We start from the raw sequence: 20,705 nt of genomic DNA on the forward strand, positions 1-20,705 counted from the left end.
AACCTTTGGTGCACTGCTGAGAGCTGAGTAGGCGGTTATCAACGCGCTTACTTGAAGTGTGACCTGCCCCGCTCAATACGTGAGCGAAGCTCAAGTCGCAGTTTGGCAATCAGAAACTGCGCTGCCAGGCTTTTATTACTGTGCTCTGAGCTTGGCTGGCAGGATGGTCCGACGCCAGTTTAAGAGCCACATTGCACTCAGCTCTCGCTGTGATCGAGGTATTGGGCGAGTGATTGATTAGAAGGTAGGATTTTTGTGGCGCTTGATTTCAACACCATACTTCTGATGATGGCGGTCATTTCATGCCTGTCAGCTATCGCGCTTTATTTACTTTATCGTTTGTTACCGGAAACTCCCGGCCTCAGGCACGCGGCTATTGCCGGCGCCTGCCAGGCGGTCACCCCTGTGGTTCTCCTGGCCCGTGGCATCATCGACCCGATGATATCGATTCTGCTGTCAAATGCGGCCTACCTTCTCGCAGGCGCGTTCTACTATCAGGCAGTACGGCAGCTCTGCGATCTCGCCATGGAGTGGCGTTGGCCAATGACCATCATACTGATGTTCTACCCGCTGATTATTATTTTTCTAGATGGTGAGGACCTGAGTAAACGCGTTTTCATCAGCTCAATAGCGATAGGCTGTCTTACCTTTATGAGCAGCTGGGTGTTATGGAAAGGTCAAATACAGTTATCTCGGCGCGCTCTGGCAATCGTTTTTGCGACGGCTACCCTACTTTGTGTGATCAGGGTTTTCTTCATTCTGGGTCAGCCGAGCATGAGTCAGTCAGACTTTAAGAGTGCTTACTTGATATTCATGCTGGGAATAGTTACCAGCATTGGTGTAATGGTCGGTATTGTTGTAATTGTCTTTGATCGCCTGCGTGAGCAATTAAAGTTCCAGTTGCAGGAGGTTACGGCGGCCCATGATGTCGCGCGTATTGCCTTGCGTGAGCAGAAAGATTTCATGGCCATGCTATCTCATGAGTTCAAAACCCCATTGAGTATCATCAAGGCCAATGCCGATGCGGTGGCGATGATCGATAACCCACCAGCACCCTTCATTAGAGAAAGTTTGGAGCGAATACAGCAAACTTCCTTGCGCCTGAGCGATCTGGTTGATGGCTGCCTGAGTGATGAGCGGATCTCGACCGTTATCGAAGAGAATGAATTGTTCATGACGTCGCTCGATCTGGTCGAACTATTGAGGGGCTTGAGTCAGGAGTACGGTGTTCGTTTTGTCGATGCGCATGCTCCCGCGGCGCTGCACATACAGGGTGATCGCTACCTTGTGTCGATTTTGTTTTCAAGCCTGATAAGCAACGCCCGGAAATTTGCACGCAAACACGAGAATACTGAAATTCGGCTGCTATCCCCGCCGCAGAATAGTGCCGCCCCGATAACGGTGGAAGTATTTGACGACGGCCAGGGTGTTGCGGAGCAGGAACGCCAACGGATCTTTGATAAATACTATCGTGTGTCGTCGGAAACACAGCCGCAGGGATCAGGGCTGGGGCTTTTCTTTGTCAAACGGATTGTTGAACTGCACGGTGGTACGGTGAGTGTCGAGCGCCGGCAGGGGACCATTTTTTCCGTGACATTACCTGCTGGGGGAGCGGTCAGATGCAACAGTTGCGCGTATTGATCGTCGACGATGAGGCACACTTCCGTGCACCCATACGCGCCGTGCTGGAGAGTATCGGGATGGACGTCATGGAGGCCGGTTCGGCAACGCAGATGGATGCCATCATGAGCCGTTTCGAGGTCGATATGCTGCTGCTGGATGTCAATCTGCCCGGCGAGGGCGGTTTGCAAATCGCCAGTCGCCTCAAGCAAACAAGGCGTATCGAGATCATCATGATGTCAGCCTTGGGCGATGTTGAACATCGCGTCAACGGTCTGTCCTCGGGGGCCGATTACTATTTGCCCAAGCCAGTTGATATCAGAGAGTTGCTGGCAGTGATGCAACGCTGCAAGCGACACGGCAGTGTTGAAAAGGCAGCGCCCACCCCCTGGCAGTTTCAGGCAGCCAAATGGTTGCTGATCACGCCGGACGGTGAAGCGCATGAGTTGTCAAAGTCCGAGCGGGATATATTGGACCGGTTGATATCTCTGGCCGGAAAGCCCGTAACCCGACAGCAACTGTATGCTGCCATGGGTGTTCCAAATTACCCGCCGGAAAGCAGAAGCCTGGATGTCCATATCACCCGCATTCGCCGCCGTTTTACGACCGGTAGTTATGCCATCCCGATCAAGACCGTACGCAATGTCGGTTATCTGTTTTCCGAAGCGGTGCGTGTGCATCATTGAGGTTTATCGGGGCTTTAATAATTTGAGTGCTGTCGTGCGCCTAGGCCTGCTTTAGTGATGTAAACCGGTTTCTTATCAAACTCTAAAACCAGCCCTTTCCTGACGGCGCTGTTGATTGAGCATTGCTGGTCTTCAGCATTACTGCCGCCATCCAGTAGCTACGTCATGTCGTTCTATGAGTCGACGCCGAATTCTGCCGTGGCCATGCTTATTACTGATGGTTTATTGGCTGTACTTGGTTGCTTTGTTGTGCGCGTGATTCTTCGTGATGCATGAAGTTTGGTGGGCCTGAAATTATTTAACTTTCAATTTTTGTCTTATGCAAAGGGTTGATCAGCCAAGTCCCTGTCATGTTACACGGTGAAACATAAGCTTTTCTCGCGTTGTGCTAGTGTCGCGTTTTCGTTGTTTCTCAGGGGACGCTTGTTTCGTCTGCGCAGACTTTCTGCGCCCTGAGAAAAGAGATGCGTGCTAGCTCAATTTGATAAAAGCAAAAGGTTTTCGCAATGAACAGGATGTATAAGATTGTCTGGAGTGCTGCTCGTCAGGTATGGGTAGTGGTGGGTGAGTTGGCCAAAGGCAGAAGAAAAAGTTCCTCATCTCAATCAACCATCGCCCTTGCAGGCCTTGTTTCATCTCGTTGCGATGTCACGCCTTTTAAAAAGTGGAGCTGGCGCTATAGCGCTTTGCATGCTGCCGTGATCTCGGTGGTGGCCCTGGGGAGCGCGATGTCGATGTCCGCCTATGCGCAGGATCCAGCTGCTGGCGGCCAGGGCGGTGGGCGTGACAATTTTGGTGGTGGCTCAGGCGGGACATCAAGCCTAACGGGCGCCGGTGGAGATGGCAGCCAAGGGAGCTTGGGCTCTTCCTCTGCTGGCGGTGGCGGTGGTGGTGGCGCCGGGATCGGTGCGGCTGGCGCTGGCGGTGCGGGCGCTGAACACGGTGGTGTGGATGATGGCGCTGGTGGGGCCGGCGGCGCAGGCGGGGCTTCGGATGGCGCCAACGGCGGAGATGGTGGTGACGGGGGCGACGACAACATCCGTGCGGGCGGCGGCGGTGGTGGTGGTGCGGGTGCCGTGGGCGGTGTGGGTCTTCTCAATGATCTTCCATCGACCGTAACGGGCGGGGCGGGCGGAAACGGTGGAAACGGTGGCTCGTTGACCGCCAACACAGGCCTTTCCAGCGGCGGCGGTGGTGGCGGCGGCGTAGGCGGCTACGGCTTTGTGTCCACGGACAGCGATCCAGCCACATTGTCCGGGTTCACCGTGCAGGGCGGTGATGGCGGCGCCGGCGGCAATGGCGGTCGCGGCGGCAATAACTCCCAAGCGGGTCACGATGGTGGTGGCGGCGGCGGCGGCGGGCTCGGCCTACTCGTCCAAGGTGCAGGGGTGTCACTCGTCATTGGTTCCACGGTAGCCGGGGGGGGCGGAGGCAATGGCGGTCGCGGGGGCGATGCGGCGGTCGGTTTCCTCCTAGGGCGTGGCGGCGCCGGCGGTAATGGTGGTGACGGCTTGATATTCACGCAGGCTGCAGCAGCCAGCATCGAGGGCAGCGTCACCGGCGGGAGCGGCGGCAACGGCGGCGCCAGCGGTGATTCGGGTGGGGCTCCGGTCATCAGCGGCAGGGCGGGAAACGGCGGCAACGGCGGCAGCGGCGTGGTTCTCGAGGCCGGCGGCAGTGTTCAGATTTCCGGCACTGTCACTGGTGGTGCCGGTGGTGATGGCGGCGAGAACATCAACAACACGAACGCTAGTGCGGGTGGCGCGGGCGGTGCCGGTTTGCTTGGGCTCAATGGCGGAACCATCGAAGTCACCGCCACTGGCAGTGTCACCGGTGGCGATGGTGGCGACGGCGGCGCCTCCTTGGGGGATGATGGCGTCGGTGGCGCCGGCGGCGTTGGCATCCAGGGTTCTAACCTGACGGTTACTGTTGCTGGCAGCGTTAGCGGCGGCGTCGGCGCCGATGGAACCGAGGCCAACGCCATCGAATTCACCGGCGGCACCAACCAACTGATCGTGCTCGGCGGCTCCCGGGGCGGCGCGGTTGTCGCGAACGGGGAGCACGACACGTTGACGATTGGTGTAACTGGTGAGTTTGACGTCTCGGGATTCGACAGCGTCAGCGGCGACTTCAGGGGCTTTGAGGCCTTTGAGAAGATCGGTGCCGGTACCATGGCGCTCGTCGGTTCGACCGCGGAGACGACGCCATGGACGGTATTGGCGGGTACGCTTTCGATCGATAGCGGCGGTGCGCTGGGTACATCGGACAGTCTGCTGACCCTCAACGGAGGGGCGCTTGCCGTAACCGCTGATACCACGGTGGAGAATAATGTGCTGATCGGTGCTGACAACGGCACGATTTCCGTCGCCAATGGTGTGGCGGCCACGGCAAGTGGGGCGCTTTCCGGAACTGGCGCCTTCACCAAGGACGGCGCTGGCACGCTCACTCTCAGCGGAACCAACAGCTACACCGGCGGCACGACCATTTCGGCGGGTACATTGATCGGTGACACGACAACTCTGCAGGGCGACATTGTGAACAATGCCGCGCTGACTTTCGATCAGGGTATGAATGGCACTTATGCTGGTGCCCTCTCGGGTATGGGCGTGTTGACCAAGGAAGGCGATGGCGAACTGGTCCTGAGCGGAAACAGCTCTACCTATGCAGGAACAACCATTCTCAGTGGCGGTCTGCTGAGCGTGAACAATGCACTCGGCGGCACCGTGAACGTGACGGGCGGCAGGCTCGGTGGTTCTGGCTCGCTGGGCGCTCTCAACGCCGCTTCTGGCGGTACGGTGGCGCCGGGTAACTCCATCGGCACTCTGAATGTGAACAGCGACTTCAGCCTGGGGGCGGGCTCGACGCTGGAGGTGGAGCTGAATGACGGTGGCAACGTCGCCGGTGTAAATAATGACCTGGTGAATGTGACGGGTACCGCCACCATAGAAGATGGTGCCATCGTTCATGTGATGCCGGTCGCTGGCAGCGGCTCCAACTACGCCGCCGGTACGACCTACACCATCCTTGAGGCCGGAACCCTCGACGTTCAAGGCACGCAGAGGCTGAACATCGACTTCGACTACGCCTACCTGAGCTTTGTGCTGGGGCAGGTTGGTAATGCCCTCACCCTGACCAGTAGCCTGGATAACGCCCTCGGGCAGACCTTTGCCCTGGCTGGCATGAGCCGCAACCAGCGCTCGACGGCGACGGGGGTCTTTACGCAGGGAGCGGGTAAGGCTGTCTTCGATCAGGTGCTCAACATGAGCGAGCGTCAAGCGTTTGCCGCGATGGATGCCCTGTCGGGCGAAGTGCACGCCAGTGCCCGAACCGTTCTGCTCGACAGCGCCAGCCAGGTACGCAGCGCTTTGCTGCAGCGCGCGCGCAGCACCGAGCGCAGCGAAGGGCAGGGCGTATGGTTCGAACTGCTCGGTGGTCGCATGAATCTGGATGGCAACGGCAATGCCGCAGCGCTGGACAGCGACGAGCAAGGGCTGTTGCTCGGCATCGATAAGCGTCTGAGCAATGGCTGGCGCGTCGGCCTGTTCGGCGGTGCCAGCTACAGCGACTTCGACGTCAATGACCGTACCTCCAGCGGCGAAAGCGACAACTACCACCTTGGGGTCTACGCCGGTCAGAACTGGGATCAGCTCAGCCTGAACCTGGGCTTGGGGTACACCCGATCCCAACTGGAGACCAAACGAGGCGAGGTGCTCGGTCAGACGCTGCGCGACGACTATGACACCGACAGCCTGCAGGCGTTTGCCGAGCTGGGCTACCGTATCGAGCGTGAAGGCTACTGGCTGCAGCCTTTCGCCAATATCGCCTGGGTCAACCTGCGCAACGAGGCGAGCGAGGAGCGCGGTGGCAGCGCGGCACTGCGCATCAAGGCCCACGACACCGCTACCGGCTCCAGCACTCTGGGGCTGCGCAGCGGTACGGATATCAGCGTGGGTGGCACCACCGCCAACCTTTACGGCTCGCTGGGTTGGAAGCATGGTTTTGCTGACCTTGAGCCGGACAGCCGCCATGCCTTTGTCGAGGGTGGCAGCAGTTTTACCATCCATGGTGCCCCCTTGGCCCGCAATGCGGCGGAGGTGGAGGTTGGCGCGGCATTCCAGGTCACACCTGAGTCGACCCTGAGCGTGAGTTATCAGGGCGAGTTTGCCAGCAACGCCCGGGATCAGGGCGTGCGACTGAACTGGGGAATGCGTTTCTGATGGTTCACCTGGAAAGTGGCTGACGGGTAGAACTTCAACGCTATACCTATGCGCTTTGCAGGTTTGGTCAGGTGAGGCGGGGCAAAGGCCCCGCCTCAGCGTTTACGGCCGGCCTGATCTGGAACTGGGCGATTCAGGCTTTCAGGCACTTGCGGACGGTTCCTGTGGCCGGTTGTTAGATGTGTCTGGTAAGTTTCCATGCCAAGCACCCGTGGTCAGTGTTACGACTGGGTCTAGCGTCCTGTTCCGTAACGATGCAGGCGCCGCTCTGGCCTCATCGTGCATGCACGTATCGCCCGTGTGCTGTTCGGTACCGGTGAGCCGCGCGCGGGGGGGGGCGATCAGCCAGGGGCAGTTCTTCGATCAGGGCTTTCTCAATCACCGCGTGCGGGTTGAAGGTGGCTTGCTGGCCGAGGAGAGCGGGGCGCTGCTGAAAGATTTCTTCAAGGCTCGGCGAGGCTGAGCGTCGTCACTGGGAATGAGCATGAACAAACGGATCTTGAGTCTGCTGGCGGTTCTGGCTGCGCCAGCGTTCGCGGAGCAGCCTGAGGTGTATCTGGTCGCCAGTGTGCAGCTGGGCGGTTCCAATCTGGCGCAGAGCATTTTCCTGCACGAGCCGCAGATCACCACGCTGGAGGCGTGCCAGGAGGCTGTGCGGGTCGGTCAGCGTGATCGCGACTGGCAGCACTATCACCACATCTTCATGCGTGATCGCTTCCAGGGCTTTACCGGTCATCTGGACTACCGCTGCGTGTTCGCCACCCAGCGTTTCAGCGCCTGGAACGACCGCGCCCGCTACAGCCATCCCTACCTGATCAGCATTGATGAACAGGCCAATCTGCAGGTCGAGCGGATGCCGAGTCAGGCGCAGTGCGCGACTCGACTCAAGGGGCTGGTGCAGGCACGGCAGGCGATCAGTCGCTGTGCGGTGGGCAATCAGAGTTTGCTCTGACAGCTCAGAGCGGCGGGGTTTCTTCTTCGGGCTTGCGCTTGTCGATGCCGGGCAGGTGGATACCGTTCTCGGCGACCTGCGAGCCCTCCAGCTGGGGCTGGGTTACCCAGGTGAGGATGTCGTAGTAGCGGCGGATGTTGCGTACGAAGTGCACCGGCTCACCACCACGGGCGTAGCCGTACCGGGTCTTGCTGTACCACTGCTTCTGCGCCAGGCGCGGCAGGATCTTCTGTACATCGGCCCATTTGTTCGGGTCCAGGCCTTCGGCTTCGGTCAGCTTGCGGGCATCTTCCAGGTGGCCGCCGCCGACGTTGTAGGCGGCCAGGGCGAACCAGGTGCGATCCGGCTCGGCGATACCTTCCGGCAGTTGCTGGTGCACCTGGATGAAATAGCGGGCGCCGCCGTCGATGCTCTGCTTCGGGTCCAGACGATTGGACACGCCGACCGACTGGGCGGTGCGCTGGGTCAGCATCATCAGGCCGCGTACGCCGGTCTTGGAGGTGGCGTTGGGCTGCCACAGCGATTCCTGGTAGCCCATGGCCGCCAGCAGGCGCCAGTCGATCTGGTGAGTGTGGGCGGCCTGGCGGAACATCTTTTCGTAGCGCGGCAGGCGCTTTTGCAGGTGCTGGGCGAAGGTGTAGGCGCCCACGTAGCCGAGCACGTCGACATGGCCGTAGTAGCGCTCCTTCAGGCGCTGCAGGGTGCCGTTGGCCTCCGCGCGCTTGAGGAAGGCATCGATTTCCAGCAGCAGGCTGTCATCCTCACCGGAGGCCACTGCCCAGCGCATGCTGTTGGTGTTGCCGAGGTCGAAGGCCACGCGCACGTTGGGGAAGTACACCTGGTTCATTGCCAGTTCGTTGGAGTCCACCAGGGTCAGGTCGATCTGCCCCTCGTCGACCATGCGCAGCAGGTCGACCACCTCGACCGCGTCGGAAACCTCGAACTCCAACTCGGGCAGCTCCAGCTTGAGAGCCGCCAGCTGTTCGGCGTGGCTGCTGCCGGCCAGCACCAGAATGCGTTTGCCGATCAGGTCTTCGGGTTTGGTCGGGCGGCTCTCGCCCTGGCGATAGATGACCTGCGGCGTGACTTCCAGATAAGGGATGGAGAAGCGCGCCTGACGCTGGCGCTGCGGTGTGTCCACCAGGCCTGCGGCAGCCATGACCGGACCGTTGGCGCGGCCAAGGCTGGCGAACAGGCTGTCGAGGTTGTCGGCGGTTTCGATCTTCAGTTCCAGGCCGAGATCGGCGGCAAAGCGCTTGGCCAGTTCATATTCGAAACCGGTGGCGCCGTTGCGGTCCTGGAAGTAGGTGGCGGGGCTGTTACGAGTGACCACGCGCAGCTCACCCTCCGCCTTTGCCTGCTCAAGTACGCTGGGCTTGGGTTCTTCGCCACAGCCAGCAAGCATCAGGAGGGTTCCAATCGCCAACAGCCCTTTGGCGCAACGCATGCGTATCGCAGGTCGTGCAAACATCGGCGCAGTATACGCAAAGCGCAGGCGGCGCCATATCTCGACAGCGCTTCGCTTCTCTGCTAGTGCGCGTTCGTCCTTAAAGGGCCTGGCTACAGGTGCCGCCGGCTGTCGCTTTAGGGTAGAATGCCCGGCCTCCAGCACACCCCTTCCCAGAGGCTGTTCCGACGATGTTGATTCTGCGCGGCGCTCCCGCCCTTTCCGCTTTCCGCCATGGCAAATTGCTCGAGCAACTGACCAGCAAGGTGCCGGCCGTGACCGGGCTGTACGCCGAGTTCGCGCACTTCGCCGACGTCACTGGCGTGCTCAACGCCGATGAGGAACACGTGCTGGCCCGGCTGCTCAAGTACGGCCCGAGCGTGCCGGTGCAGGAGCCCAGCGGCAAACTGTTCCTGACCATTCCGCGTTTCGGCACCATTTCGCCCTGGTCGAGCAAGGCCAGCGACATTGCCCGCAACTGCGGCCTGGCCAAGATCCAGCGTCTGGAGCGTGGTATCGCCTATTACGTCAGTGGCGAGCTGAGCGAAGCTGACAATGCCGCTGTCGCCGCTCTGTTGCACGACCGCATGACTCAACTGGTGCTGAGCGCCCTCGAGGACGCCGCCGCGCTGTTCAGTCACGCCGAGCCCAAGCCGCTGACCGCCGTGGACGTCCTTGGTGGTGGCCGCGCCGCGCTGGAGCAGGCCAACCAGGATCTGGGCCTGGCCCTGGCCGAAGACGAAATCGACTACCTGGTGAAGAGCTTCAATGACCTGGGGCGCAATCCGCACGACATCGAACTGATGATGTTTGCCCAGGCCAACTCCGAGCACTGCCGCCACAAGATCTTCAATGCCAGCTGGGACATCGACGGCCAGAGCCAGGACAAGTCGCTGTTCGGCATGATCAAGAACACCTACCAGATGCACAACGAAGGCGTGTTGTCTGCTTACAAGGACAACGCCTCGGTCATCGTCGGCCACACCGCCGGTCGCTTCTTCCCCAATCCTGAGACCCGCCAGTACGGCGCGGTGCAGGAGCCGGTACACATTCTGATGAAGGTGGAGACGCACAACCACCCGACCGCCATCGCCCCGTTCCCGGGCGCTTCCACCGGTTCCGGTGGCGAGATCCGCGACGAAGGTGCGACCGGTCGTGGTGCCAAGCCGAAGGCCGGCCTGACCGGTTTCTCGGTCTCCAACCTGAACATCCCCGGTTTCCTCCAGCCCTGGGAAAAGCCCTACGGCAAACCCGAGCGCATCGTCAGCGCGCTGGACATCATGATCGAAGGCCCGCTGGGCGGCGCCGCGTTCAACAACGAATTCGGTCGTCCGGCGCTCAACGGCTACTTCCGTACCTTCGAGCAGGCGGTCAGCAGCCCGCGCGGTGAGGAAGTGCGCGGCTACCACAAGCCGATCATGCTGGCCGGCGGCCTGGGCAACATCCGCGAGAACCACGTGCAGAAGGGCGAGATTTCGGTTGGCGCCAAGCTGATCGTGCTCGGTGGCCCGGCCATGCTCATCGGCCTGGGCGGCGGCGCTGCTTCGTCGATGGCCACCGGTGCCAGCTCGGCCGACCTGGACTTCGCCTCGGTACAGCGCGAGAACCCGGAAATGGAACGCCGCTGCCAGGAGGTCATCGACCGCTGCTGGCAGCTGGGCGAAGACAACCCGATCAAGTTCATCCACGACGTCGGTGCCGGTGGTATCTCCAACGCCTTGCCGGAGTTGATCAACGACGGTGGTCGTGGTGGTCGCTTCGAGCTGCGCAACGTGCCCAACGACGAGCCGGGCATGGCCCCGCACGAAATCTGGTGCAACGAGTCGCAGGAGCGTTACGTCATGTCCGTCGACGCTGCCGATTTCGAGCGTTTCAAGGCCATCTGCGAGCGTGAGCGCTGCCCGTTCGCCGTGGTCGGCGAGGCCACCGCCGAGCCGCACCTGACCGTGACCGACAGCCACTTCAGCAATACCCCGGTGGATATGCCGCTGGAAGTGCTGCTGGGCAAGCCGCCGCGCATGCACCGCAGTGTCAGCCGCGAAGCCGAGCAGGGCGATGATTTCAGCGCCGCCAGCGTGAGCATCGAAGAAGCGCTGGGCCGCGTACTGCGTCACCCGGCCGTGGCCAGCAAGAGCTTCCTGATCACCATCGGCGACCGCAGCATCACCGGCCTGGTGGCGCGCGACCAGATGGTCGGCCCCTGGCAGGTACCGGTGGCCGATTGCGCCGTGACCGCCACCAGCTTCGACGTCTACAGCGGTGAAGCCATGGCCATGGGCGAGCGCACCCCGCTGGCCCTGCTCGACGCCCCGGCGTCCGGCCGCATGGCCGTCGGCGAGACCATCACCAACCTGGCTGCCGCGCGCATTGGCAAGCTGTCCGACATCAAGTTGTCGGCCAACTGGATGGCCGCCGCTGGCCACCCGGGCGAAGACGCCCGTCTGTACGACACCGTCAAGGCTGTCGGCATGGAGCTGTGCCCGGCGCTGGGTATCACCATTCCAGTGGGCAAGGACTCCATGTCCATGAAGACCCGCTGGCAGGACGAGGGCGTCGACAAGAGCGTGACTGCGCCGCTGTCGCTGGTCATCTCCGGCTTCGCCCCGGTGCAGGACATCCGCCAGACCCTGACCCCGCAACTGCGTATGGACAAGGGCGAGACAGACCTGATCCTGATCGACCTCGGTCGTGGTCAGGACCGCATGGGCGCCTCGATCCTGGCTCAGGTGTATGCGCAGATCGGCCAGCAGGTTCCGGACCTCGATGACGCCGAAGACCTCAAGGCCTTCTTCGCCGTGATCCAGGGCCTCAATGCCGACGGCCACCTGCTGGCCTACCACGACCGTTCCGACGGCGGCCTGTTGACCACCGTGCTGGAAATGGCCTTTGCCGGTCACTGCGGTCTGTCGCTGAACCTCGACGCGCTGGCTGACGACAGCTCCGAGCTGCCGGCCGTGCTGTTCAACGAAGAGTTGGGTGCGGTCATCCAGGTACGCCAGGACGCCACGCCGGAAGTGCTGGCGCAGTTCAGCGCAGCCGGCCTGGACGACTGCGTGGCGGTGATCGGTCAGCCGGTCAACAACTGCGACGTCAGCATCAGCTTCAACGGCGAGCCGGTGTTCAGCGGTGATCGTCGCCTGCTGCAGCGTCAGTGGGCCGAGACCAGCTACCGCATCCAGCGTCTGCGCGACAACGCCCAGGGCGCCGACCAGGAATTCGACCTGCTGCTGGAAGAAGACAATCCCGGCCTGTCGGTCAAGCTGGGTTTCGACGTCAACCAGGATATTGCCGCGCCTTACATCAAGAAGGGTGTGCGTCCGCAGGTGGCGATCCTGCGCGAGCAGGGCGTCAACGGTCAGGTGGAAATGGCCGCCGCGTTCGATCGCGCCGGTTTCTCCGCTATCGACGTGCACATGAGTGACATCCTCGCCGGTCGCATCAGCCTGGATGAGTTCAAGGGCCTGGTGGCTTGCGGCGGCTTCTCCTACGGTGACGTGCTCGGCGCCGGTGAAGGCTGGGCCAAGTCTGTGCTGTTCAACGCCCGTGCTCGTGAAGGCTTCCAGGCCTTCTTCGAGCGCAAGGACAGCTTCGCCCTTGGCGTGTGCAATGGCTGCCAGATGATGAGCAACCTGCATGAGCTGATTCCGGGCACCGAGTTCTGGCCGCATTTCGTGCGCAACCGCTCCGAGCAGTTCGAGGCGCGCGTGGCTATGGTCCAGGTGCAGGAGTCGGCGTCGATCTTCCTGCAGGGCATGGCCGGTTCGCGCATGCCGATCGCCATCGCTCACGGCGAAGGCCATGCCGAGTTCGAAAGCGAAGAGGCGCTGCTGGAAGCCGATCTGTCCGGTAGCGTGGCCCTGCGCTACGTCGACAACCATGGCAAGGTCACCGAAGCCTACCCGGCCAACCCCAACGGTTCGCCGCGTGGCATCACCGGCCTGACCAGTCGTGACGGTCGCGTGACCATCATGATGCCGCACCCGGAGCGGGTATTCCGCACCGTGCAGAACTCCTGGCGCCCGGACGAGTGGCAGGAAGACGGTGGCTGGATGCGCATGTTCCGCAACGCCCGCGTCTGGGTGGACTAACAGCGGCCGCGTAGCGGCCTTCTGCTGACCCTCTCCCGCTGCGGGAGAGGGGAGCAGGGCGCCGTAGCCTGGAGGCAATCCGGGACAGCGCAGCTACACCCCTCCCCGGATTTCATCCGGGCTACGCAGGCCCTGCGATGGCCGATGATTCCCAGCAGACCCTCCCCGAAGTTCGCCAGGTCAAACCCGGTGAAGTTCATCGCCTGTGCCGCTGCGGGCACTCACCCAAGATGCCGAACTGCACATCCGGCTGCGCCCAATCCCTGATTCTGTACCCCGAGCGCGAGCAGCGCCTGCTGCTTTGCCGCTGTAGCCGATCCGCGGATCTGCCCTACTGCGATGGCAGCCACAGCCCTCCCGTCAGTGGTCTTGCCGACAGATGGCGGCGCTTTTTCAGCGGCCGTTGAGAACGTCACGCCTGTCGACCGAGTCGAAAGCGGTGAAGCGTTTTAACGCTACGCTTGGATTTGTGCGGGCGGTCTCAAGACAAGTCCATGTCAAAATGCCATCATATTGGCGCCATGGATTGTCTGTTGTTCGGTTGCCCATCTGCGGAGAGTTTGATGTACAAACTGTGTTTCTACGTGCCGGAAGCCCATCTGGAACCGGTGAAAAAAGCGGTGTTTGCAGCGGGAGGCGGACGTATCGGTCTGTATGACAGTTGCTGCTGGCAGGTGCTGGGTGATGGCCAATTCCGTGCTCTGCAAGGTAGCCAGCCGTTCATTGGCCAGGTCGGCAGCGTCGAGCAGGTCGCCGAATGGAAAGTGGAAATGGTCGTCGCCGACGAGTTGATCCATGATGCCGTCAAGGCTCTGAAAAAGAGCCATCCCTACGAAACCCCGGCCTTCGATGTCTGGCGGTTGTCCGACCTGCAGTTTTGAGTCGATATTAAAAAGGCGCCGATGGCGCCTTTTTCAATGCAGGGCTCAGGGCCTGATTTCGATCAGTGTGCCGTCCTTGACCAGGCTCCACACCTCACGCATGTCGTCGTTCTTCATGGCGATGCAGCCCTCGGTCCAGTCCAGGGTATGGAAGAACCACTCCGGGTATTCCTCGTCCAGTGGTGTACCGTGGATCATGATCATGCCGCCCGCTGGCACGCCGGCAGCCTTGGCCTTGGCCAGATCACGGGCGTTGGGGTAGGAAATGTGCAGCGACAGTTGGTACTTGTCGCTCGGTTTGCGCCAGTCGATCCAGTAGAAGCCCTCCGGCGTACGCAGATCGCCTTCGCGCTGCTTGGCGCCACTGGGCTGTTTGCCCAGGGAAATGCGGTAGGACTTGATGGTCTTGCCGTGTTGCTGCAGGTGCAGTTTGCGCTCGGACTTGAGTACCAGCACCTTGTCCACGGTGCGGCTGCTGCTCACGGGCGTGGCGCTGGCCATGGCGTTGAAGCTGAGGATCAGGCAAAGCAGGGGCAACAACCAACGCATCGGGGACGTCCGCAGGGTCAACGGGGTGTGTAATGGGCACGCAGCGCTTCGAGAGGCTCGTTGCGTACCGGAAAGAGATTCTGCCGACGGTCGGCGAAGAAGCATTCTAAGGTACGGCCTATGGTCGGGAAAGCCAGCTCTGACCAGGGAATCTGCGATTCCTCAAACAGGCGTACTTCCAGGCTCTCTTCGCCGGCGGCGAAATCCAGGTCGACCAGCTCGGCGCGGAACAGCATGTACACCTGGCTGATATGTGGCAGGTCGAAAAGGGTATAGAGGCTGAGGTCGCGCACGCGGGCGCAGGCCTCTTCGAGCGTTTCACGGGTGGCGGCTTGCTCGGTGGTCTCGCCGTTCTCCATGAAGCCGGCCGGCAACGTCCAGTAGCCGCGGCGTGGCTCGATGGCGCGGCGGCACAGCAGCACTTGGTCGCGCCACACGGGCAGGCAGCCGGCAACGATGCGCGGGTTTTCATAGTGCACGGTGGCGCAGTGGCCACAGACATGGCGCATGCGGTTGTCACCAGCCGGGATCATGCGGCTGACCGGGTTGCCACACTGGCTGCAGAATTTCATGCCCGCTCCTCTTTTCTGGGGCTATCTTGGCGGCCGGCGTGCTGGCCGGCAAGCCCGCTAGCGGGCACCTCTAAAAACTACCTACGTTGACATCGCTGCGTTAAAAACAGGCTGGAACGCCAGCTTGGTCAAATGCTCATTTACAACCCGTGAACCCGAATGCGGGCCCAGTGCTTTTTTTTCCCCTATTTTGCCTTGCGCTGGCTGCCTCGCCTGCGTTTCTAGGGCGCCCGAGTACGGCCAGCTTGTGCCGTCGTCGGGGGTTGGGCGGGCGGCCGCTTTCATGCCATGATGCCTGGTAAAACAAGACTCCGAGTATGCCCATGCTGGACGAGTTGCTCCACCGCGTGCGCGGCTACAGCCCGCGCCCTCTGGAGACCGAGCGCAGCTTCCCCGAGGCGGCGGTGCTGGTCCCGATTACCCGCAGTGATGAACCGGAACTGGTGCTGACCCTGCGCGCCAGCGGTTTGTCGACTCACGGTGGCGAGGTCGCCTTCCCTGGTGGCCGGCGCGATCCTGAGGACCGCGATCTGGTCGATACCGCGCTGCGTGAGGCCGAGGAAGAGATCGGCCTGCCGCCGGGCTTGGTCGAGGTGGTCGGGCCGCTCAGTAGTCTGGTTTCACGGCATGGCATTCAGGTCACGCCCTATGTCGGGGTGGTGCCCGATTACGTCGAGTACAAGGCCAACGATGCCGAGATCGCCTCGGTATTCTCGGTGCCGCTGGAGTTCTTTCGCTCCGATCCACGTGAGATGACCCATCGCATCGATTATCTCGGGCGCAGCTGGTACGTGCCGTCCTACACCTATGGCGAGTACCGCATCTGGGGCCTCACGGCGATCATGGTGGTGGAGCTGGTCAATCTGGTCTTCGACGATGCGCAGATTGCCCTGCACCAGCCGCCCGAACACTTCATACACCTGCGCTGATAGCGCCGAGGACTGACGAGCATGAAATACCGCCTGGGAAGCTTCCGTGTCGACGCCCATCCCGATAGCTGGGTTGCGCCAAGCGCCGACCTGATCGGCAAGGTCCGCCTGGACGCGGGGGCCAGCGTCTGGTTCGGTGCGGTGCTGCGTGGCGACAACGAACTGATTCATATCGGTGAGAACAGCAATGTGCAGGACGGCAGCGTCATGCACACCGACATGGGCTTTCCCCTGACCTTGGGCAAGGGCGTGACCGTCGGCCACAACGTGATGATGCATGGCTGCACGGTGGACGATTACAGCCTGATCGGCATCAACGCGGTGATTCTCAACGGCGCCAAGATCGGCAAGTACTGCATCATCGGCGCCAACAGCCTGATTCCCGAGGGCAAGGTCATCCCCGATGGCAGCCTGGTGATGGGCAGCCCGGGCAAGGTGGTGCGCGAACTGACCGAGCAGCAGAAGCAGATGCTGGAGGCCAGTGCCGCTCATTACGTTCATAATGCGCAGCGCTATTCCCGTGAACTGGTACCTGATGACGATGAGTGACGTAGAAAAGCCCGTGCGTTCGCCCTGCGTGCATGTCTGCGCGCTGGATGAGCAGGACGTCTGCATCGGCTGTCAGCGTACCGCTGCCGAAATCACCCGTTGGGGCCGCATGGACAATGCCGAGCGCCGCGTGGTGCTGCAACGCTGCCTGGAGCGCGCCCGTGCTTCAGGCCTTTTAATGCCTTCCTGATTCACTGTTCGAGGAACCCTCATGCCCCGTATTGGAACCCCTTTGTCGTCCTCCGCGACCCGTGTACTGCTGTGTGGCTGCGGCGAGCTTGGCAAGGAAGTGGTGATCGAGTTGCAGCGCCTGGGCTGTGAAGTCATCGGCGTCGACCGTTACGCCAATGCGCCGGCCATGCAGGTGGCGCACCGCAGCCACGTCATCGACATGCTCGATGGGGCGGCTCTGCGTGCCGTGATCGAGAAGGAGCAGCCGCACTACATCGTGCCCGAGATCGAGGCCATCGCTACTGCCACGCTGGTCGAGCTGGAGGCCGAAGGGTTCAACGTGGTGCCCACTGCCCGTGCCGCGCAACTGACCATGAACCGCGAAGGCATTCGTCGCCTGGCAGCCGAAGAGCTGGGCTTGCCGACTTCGCCGTATCACTTCTCCGATACCTACGAGGACTACGCCGCAGCGGTGAAGTCGGTCGGTTATCCCTGCGTGGTCAAACCGATCATGAGCTCCTCCGGCAAGGGCCAGAGCGTGCTCAGAAGCGATGCCGACCTGCAGAAGTCCTGGGACTATGCCCAGGAAGGCGGCCGTGCCGGCAAGGGCCGGGTGATCGTCGAGGGCTTCATCGATTTCGATTACGAGATCACCCTGCTCACCGTGCGTCATGCCGGTGGCACCAGCTTCTGTGCGCCGATTGGTCATCGTCAGGAAGGCGGCGACTATCAGGAGTCCTGGCAGCCGCAGCCTATGAGTCCGAAGGCGCTGGCCGAGTCCGAGCGCGTGGCGCTGGCGGTGACCGAGGCGCTCGGTGGTCGTGGCCTGTTCGGCGTCGAGCTGTTCGTCAAGGGCGATCAGGTGTGGTTCAGCGAAGTCTCGCCGCGCCCGCACGACACGGGGCTGGTGACGCTGATCTCCCAGGAGCTTTCCGAGTTCGCCCTGCATGCCCGTGCCATTCTCGGCCTGCCGATCCCGGTGATTCGTCAGATGGGGCCGTCGGCTTCGGCGGTGATCCTGGTCGAGGGCAACTCGCAGCAGGCCAGTTTCGCCAATCTCGGCGCTGCGCTGAGCGAGGAGGACACGGCGCTGCGTCTGTTCGGCAAACCTGAAGTCAAAGGTCAGCGCCGCATGGGTGTAGCGCTGGCGCGCGATGAGTCCATCGAGGCCGCTCGTGCCAAGGCGCTGCGCAGCGCACAAGCGGTACGCGTCCAGTTGTGAGCCGGCATGCGCTGTGGTGGCTGGCGACCTTGCCATTGCTGCCACTGGCGCTGCCGTTGGCCCTGCATACCCGGCGCACCGCTCTGCGTCTGCCGGTTGCCGAGGGTGAACCCTGCGGTATCGCCGCTGCGCATTTTCCGGGGCAGCCCTTGCGCCTGTTGCTGATCGGTGAATCGACAGTGGCAGGCGTCGGGGTCAGTCACTTCGAGCAGTCACTGGCGAGTTGCCTGGCCGCAGCCCTGGCCGAGCGCCTGCGGCGACCAGTGCGCTGGCGTGCGTGCGGCGAGAACGGCATCACCGCGTCTCAGGCCCATGAGCGCCTGCTGCCGTTGGCGTTGGCAGAGCCGGCCGACCTGGCGCTGCTGGTCTTCGGTGTCAATGACACCACTCATCTCACGCCGAGCGAGCGCTGGCAGCAGGCCCTTGCCGGCATGGCGGATGCATTGGGCGAGCGGGGCTGTCGCGTGGTCTTCAGCGGGGTGCCGCCGCTGCAGCATTTCACGGCCTTGCCCTGGTTGCTGCGACAGTTGATGGGCTGGCGGGCCAGTTTGCTGGATGCTGAACTGCAGGGCCTGGCGCAACGCCTTGGGGCGTTGCATTGCCGGCTGGACCTGCCGTTCGAGGCGCATTACCTGGCCGAGGATGGCTACCACCCGTCGGCATTGGGTTACCGGCAGTGGGCCAATGGCCTGGCCGAACGCCTCACTCCGTTGCTGTTGTGTCCGGCTTGACCTTTTTCACCTGCCATACGCGCACGCTCTTCACCCGGTTATCCGCTGCCTGGAGAATTTCCAGGCGATAGGGGCCGATCTTCAGGCACACGCTGCTGTCAGGGATGCTCTCCAGCGCTTCGGTGATCAGGCCGTTGAGGGTCTTGGGACCATCGCTGGGCAGATGCCAGCCGAGCGTCTTGTTCACTTCGCGAATGTAGGCGGCGCCGTCGATGACCAGCGTGCCGTCTTCCTGCGGGTGGATGTCGGGGCTGCGCAGGCTGTCCTGATTGCTGAAGTCGCCGACGATCTCTTCCAGAATGTCTTCCAGGGTGACGATGCCGATCACGTCGCCATACTCGTCGACGACGATGCCGATGCGTCGCTTCTGTTTCTGGAAGTTGATCAGCTGGGTCGCCAGGGGCGTGTTTTCCGGAATGAAATAGGGTTCGTTGCAGGCGGCCAGCAACGCTTCCTTGGTCAGCTGGTTATGCGTCAGCAGACGGGCGATCTGGCGCATGTGCACCACGCCCTCGATCTGGTTGATGTCGCCACGAAACACCGGCAGGCGTGTGTGCGGCGTGCTGCGCAACTGGCCAACGATGGTTTCCAGGTCGTCTTCGAGGTCGATGCCGGCCACTTCGTTGCGCGGGATCATGATGTCGTCGACCGTGACGCGCTCCAGGTCGAGGATGCCCAGCAGCATGTTCTGGCGGTTCAGCGGCAGGTCCGAGCCGGACTCGCGCACCACGCTGCGCAGCTCCTCGGTGGACAGGCTGTCGCTGGCGCGTTGCGACGGGTCGACGCCGAGCAGGCGCAGCAGGCCGTTGCTGATCGCGCCGGTCAGCCACACCACCGGATAGAGCACGCGCTGCAACAGGCTCAGCACGCGGCTGGCGGGAAAGGCCACCAGCTCTGGGCGCAGGGCTGCCAGGGTCTTGGGTGTGATTTCGCCGAAGATCAGCACGACGATGGTCAGGCCAGCCGTTGCGATGGCGATACCGGCTTCGCCCCACATGTCCACGGCCAGCACGGTGGCGATGGAAGCCGCAAGGATGTTCACCACGTTGTTGCCAACCAGAATGGTGCCGAGCAGGCGGTCCGGGCGGTCGAGCAGGCGGGTGACGCGCTTGGCGCCGCTGTGCCCTTCCTTGGCCAGATGCTTGAGCCGATAGCGGTTGAGGCTGAGCATGCCCGTCTCGGAGCTGGAGAAGAACGCCGAGCAGAGAATCAGGAAAATCAGCAGGCCGAGCAGGTAGCTCGAATGAAGTTCGTCCACGGCGTCTGCCTCAGATGTGCAGGATGAATTCGCGCACCAGCTTGCTGCCGAAATAGGCCAGCATCAGCAGGCAGAACCCGGCGAGGGTCCAGCGAATGGCCTTGTGACCGCGCCAGCCGAGTTGGTGGCGACCCCACAGCAGAACGGCGAACACCACCCAGGCGAAGCAGGAAAGGATGGTCTTGTGCGCCAGGTGCTGGGCGAACAGGTCATCGATGTACAGCGCGCCGGACAGCAGTGACAGCGACAGCAGCAGCCAGCCGGCGAAGAGGAAGCCGAACAGCAGGCTTTCCATGGTTTGCAGGGGCGGGAAGTTGCGGATCAGCCCGGACGGGTGCTTGTGCTTGAGCTGATGGTCTTGCAGCAGCAACAGAATCGACTGGAACACGGCGATGGTGAGCATGCCATAAGCCATGATCGAGAATAGGATGTGGGCCAGGATGCCGGGGTGCTCGTCGATCGGATTGATGGTGCCGCTGGGCATGAACTCCGCCGCCAGCACCGTCAGTGTGCCGAGCGGGAAGAGCAGCAGCAGGAGGTTTTCCACCGGGATGCGCAGGCAGGCCAGCAGGATCAGGCCGATGACCGCCCAGGCGATCAGGCTGGCTGCGTTGAAGAAGTCCAGGTTGAGGCCGTGCACGTCATACAGCTGGTAGAACAGGCTGATGCCATGCAGGCACAAGGCGAGCACGCCTAGCGACGCCAGTAGGCGTTTGTCGGGGATGCTGCGCTGCGTCAGGCGCAGACCTTGGTAAGCGGCGGCGCCGGCATAGAGGAGGGCGGCGGCGAGACTGGGCAACAGAGGGTGCATAAATCCGTGTAAGGCGAGCCCG

Annotated in this window: 18 protein-coding genes and 2 pseudogenes; 15 read left to right on the top strand and 5 right to left on the bottom strand. The window is 62.1% G+C overall.

Annotation, left to right across the window (positions count from 1 at the left end; genetic code table 11):
- Positions 1-255: 255 nt before the first annotated feature.
- From PCLY_RS18985 to PCLY_RS19010, 7 genes and pseudogenes are all read left to right on the top strand, one after another.
- Complete coding sequence (locus PCLY_RS18985) at positions 256-1,641, top strand: sensor histidine kinase (RefSeq protein ID WP_061241160.1); 1,386 nt, start codon at positions 256-258, stop codon at positions 1,639-1,641.
- A complete protein-coding gene (locus tag PCLY_RS18990; RefSeq protein ID WP_061241161.1) occupies positions 1,620-2,306 on the top strand; it encodes a response regulator transcription factor in 687 nt (228 codons plus the stop codon). The genes PCLY_RS18985 and PCLY_RS18990 overlap by 22 nt, the downstream gene beginning before the upstream one ends.
- Positions 2,307-2,821: 515 nt before the next feature.
- Positions 2,822-2,920 (top strand): annotated as a pseudogene (locus PCLY_RS25410) (ESPR-type extended signal peptide-containing protein); the annotation flags it as partial.
- A 226-nt stretch (positions 2,921-3,146) separates the two neighbouring features.
- Positions 3,147-3,425, top strand: coding sequence for a hypothetical protein (locus PCLY_RS25230; protein ID WP_061241162.1), 279 nt, complete (start codon positions 3,147-3,149; stop codon positions 3,423-3,425).
- Positions 3,426-3,463: 38 nt separating this feature from the next.
- Positions 3,464-6,523: an autotransporter outer membrane beta-barrel domain-containing protein gene (locus PCLY_RS19000; RefSeq protein WP_061241163.1), complete on the top strand. Its 3,060-nt coding sequence runs from the start codon at positions 3,464-3,466 to the stop codon at positions 6,521-6,523.
- A gap of 255 nt (positions 6,524-6,778) precedes the next feature.
- Positions 6,779-6,986, top strand: a pseudogene (locus PCLY_RS24585) (tRNA-specific adenosine deaminase); the annotation flags it as partial.
- A 21-nt stretch (positions 6,987-7,007) separates the two neighbouring features.
- Positions 7,008-7,475 carry a hypothetical protein gene (locus PCLY_RS19010; RefSeq protein WP_082768110.1) on the top strand — a complete coding sequence of 156 codons (468 nt, stop codon included), beginning with the start codon at positions 7,008-7,010 and terminating at the stop codon, positions 7,473-7,475.
- A 4-nt stretch (positions 7,476-7,479) separates the two neighbouring features.
- Here PCLY_RS19010 and mltF read toward each other — a convergent pair whose 3' ends face one another.
- A complete protein-coding gene (gene mltF / locus PCLY_RS19015) occupies positions 7,480-8,946 on the bottom strand; it encodes a membrane-bound lytic murein transglycosylase MltF (protein WP_061241165.1) in 1,467 nt (488 codons plus the stop codon).
- Positions 8,947-9,113: 167 nt separating this feature from the next.
- Between mltF and purL the strand changes: the two genes are divergently transcribed.
- The 3 genes from purL to PCLY_RS19025 all read left to right on the top strand — a co-directional run bounded on the left by purL (position 9,114) and on the right by PCLY_RS19025 (position 13,891).
- Positions 9,114-13,010: a phosphoribosylformylglycinamidine synthase gene (purL, locus tag PCLY_RS19020; protein ID WP_061241166.1), complete on the top strand. Its 3,897-nt coding sequence runs from the start codon at positions 9,114-9,116 to the stop codon at positions 13,008-13,010.
- 230 nt (positions 13,011-13,240) lie between these two features.
- Entirely contained in the window at positions 13,241-13,417 is a 177-nt protein-coding gene (locus PCLY_RS24590; RefSeq protein WP_231740189.1) for a CDGSH iron-sulfur domain-containing protein, read from the top strand.
- A gap of 156 nt (positions 13,418-13,573) precedes the next feature.
- Positions 13,574-13,891, top strand: a complete 318-nt coding sequence (locus tag PCLY_RS19025; RefSeq protein ID WP_061241167.1) for a YqfO family protein — start codon at positions 13,574-13,576, stop codon at positions 13,889-13,891.
- 45 nt (positions 13,892-13,936) lie between these two features.
- Here PCLY_RS19025 and PCLY_RS19030 read toward each other — a convergent pair whose 3' ends face one another.
- The gene (locus PCLY_RS19030) at positions 13,937-14,440 is read right to left on the bottom strand and encodes a L,D-transpeptidase family protein (protein WP_061241168.1); all 504 of its coding nucleotides are present in this window, start codon (positions 14,438-14,440) and stop codon (positions 13,937-13,939) included.
- Positions 14,441-14,457: 17 nt separating this feature from the next.
- A complete protein-coding gene (locus tag PCLY_RS19035) occupies positions 14,458-15,012 on the bottom strand; it encodes an NUDIX hydrolase (protein ID WP_061241169.1) in 555 nt (184 codons plus the stop codon).
- 323 nt (positions 15,013-15,335) lie between these two features.
- On the opposite strand from PCLY_RS19035, the gene PCLY_RS19040 reads away from it, so the two are divergent.
- Genes PCLY_RS19040 through PCLY_RS19060 form a run of 5 tightly spaced genes read left to right on the top strand, consistent with a single transcriptional unit; the run spans position 15,336 to position 18,614 of the window.
- Positions 15,336-15,941, top strand: a complete 606-nt coding sequence (locus tag PCLY_RS19040; protein ID WP_061241170.1) for a CoA pyrophosphatase — start codon at positions 15,336-15,338, stop codon at positions 15,939-15,941.
- A gap of 21 nt (positions 15,942-15,962) precedes the next feature.
- Entirely contained in the window at positions 15,963-16,490 is a 528-nt protein-coding gene (locus tag PCLY_RS19045; RefSeq protein ID WP_061241171.1) for a gamma carbonic anhydrase family protein, read from the top strand.
- Complete coding sequence (locus tag PCLY_RS19050; protein ID WP_061241172.1) at positions 16,483-16,680, top strand: DUF1289 domain-containing protein; 198 nt, start codon at positions 16,483-16,485, stop codon at positions 16,678-16,680. Before PCLY_RS19045 ends, PCLY_RS19050 begins: the two co-directional genes overlap by 8 nt.
- 21 nt (positions 16,681-16,701) lie before the next feature.
- Positions 16,702-17,883, top strand: a complete 1,182-nt coding sequence (gene purT, locus PCLY_RS19055) for a formate-dependent phosphoribosylglycinamide formyltransferase (protein WP_061241173.1) — start codon at positions 16,702-16,704, stop codon at positions 17,881-17,883.
- A complete protein-coding gene (locus PCLY_RS19060; protein WP_061241174.1) occupies positions 17,880-18,614 on the top strand; it encodes an SGNH/GDSL hydrolase family protein in 735 nt (244 codons plus the stop codon). The genes purT and PCLY_RS19060 overlap by 4 nt, the downstream gene beginning before the upstream one ends.
- Here PCLY_RS19060 and PCLY_RS19065 read toward each other — a convergent pair.
- Positions 18,586-19,872 carry an HlyC/CorC family transporter gene (locus PCLY_RS19065; protein ID WP_061241175.1) on the bottom strand — a complete coding sequence of 429 codons (1,287 nt, stop codon included), beginning with the start codon at positions 19,870-19,872 and terminating at the stop codon, positions 18,586-18,588. The genes PCLY_RS19060 and PCLY_RS19065 overlap by 29 nt on opposite strands.
- Before the next feature lie 10 nt (positions 19,873-19,882).
- On the bottom strand, positions 19,883-20,683 hold the full coding sequence (locus tag PCLY_RS19070) for a cytochrome C assembly family protein (protein ID WP_061241176.1): 801 nt from the start codon (positions 20,681-20,683) through the stop codon (positions 19,883-19,885).
- Between the last annotated feature and the right edge of the window lie 22 nt (positions 20,684-20,705).

The organism is Ectopseudomonas composti (assembly GCF_001567565.1).
Taxonomy (GTDB): Bacteria; Pseudomonadota; Gammaproteobacteria; order Pseudomonadales; family Pseudomonadaceae; genus Aquipseudomonas; species Aquipseudomonas composti_A.

What these genes read in the sequence shown, in the direction of transcription:
- PCLY_RS18990 (WP_061241161.1), top strand. Translation starts at nt 1,620, where the DNA reads ATGCAACAGTTGCGCGTATTGATCGTCGACGATGAGGCACACTTCCGT.
- PCLY_RS24590 (WP_231740189.1), top strand. Translation starts at nt 13,241, where the DNA reads ATGCCGAACTGCACATCCGGCTGCGCCCAATCCCTGATTCTGTACCCC.
- PCLY_RS19050 (WP_061241172.1), top strand. Translation starts at nt 16,483, where the DNA reads ATGAGTGACGTAGAAAAGCCCGTGCGTTCGCCCTGCGTGCATGTCTGC.
- PCLY_RS19030 (WP_061241168.1), bottom strand. Translation starts at nt 14,440, where the DNA reads ATGCGTTGGTTGTTGCCCCTGCTTTGCCTGATCCTCAGCTTCAACGCC.
- PCLY_RS19040 (WP_061241170.1), top strand. Translation starts at nt 15,336, where the DNA reads ATGCTGGACGAGTTGCTCCACCGCGTGCGCGGCTACAGCCCGCGCCCT.
- mltF (WP_061241165.1), bottom strand. Translation starts at nt 8,946, where the DNA reads ATGTTTGCACGACCTGCGATACGCATGCGTTGCGCCAAAGGGCTGTTG.
- PCLY_RS19070 (WP_061241176.1), bottom strand. Translation starts at nt 20,683, where the DNA reads ATGCACCCTCTGTTGCCCAGTCTCGCCGCCGCCCTCCTCTATGCCGGC.
- PCLY_RS19045 (WP_061241171.1), top strand. Translation starts at nt 15,963, where the DNA reads ATGAAATACCGCCTGGGAAGCTTCCGTGTCGACGCCCATCCCGATAGC.
- purL (WP_061241166.1), top strand. Translation starts at nt 9,114, where the DNA reads ATGTTGATTCTGCGCGGCGCTCCCGCCCTTTCCGCTTTCCGCCATGGC.
- PCLY_RS19010 (WP_082768110.1), top strand. Translation starts at nt 7,008, where the DNA reads ATGAACAAACGGATCTTGAGTCTGCTGGCGGTTCTGGCTGCGCCAGCG.
- purT (WP_061241173.1), top strand. Translation starts at nt 16,702, where the DNA reads ATGCCCCGTATTGGAACCCCTTTGTCGTCCTCCGCGACCCGTGTACTG.
- PCLY_RS25230 (WP_061241162.1), top strand. Translation starts at nt 3,147, where the DNA reads ATGGCAGCCAAGGGAGCTTGGGCTCTTCCTCTGCTGGCGGTGGCGGTG.
- PCLY_RS19035 (WP_061241169.1), bottom strand. Translation starts at nt 15,012, where the DNA reads ATGAAATTCTGCAGCCAGTGTGGCAACCCGGTCAGCCGCATGATCCCG.
- PCLY_RS19025 (WP_061241167.1), top strand. Translation starts at nt 13,574, where the DNA reads ATGTACAAACTGTGTTTCTACGTGCCGGAAGCCCATCTGGAACCGGTG.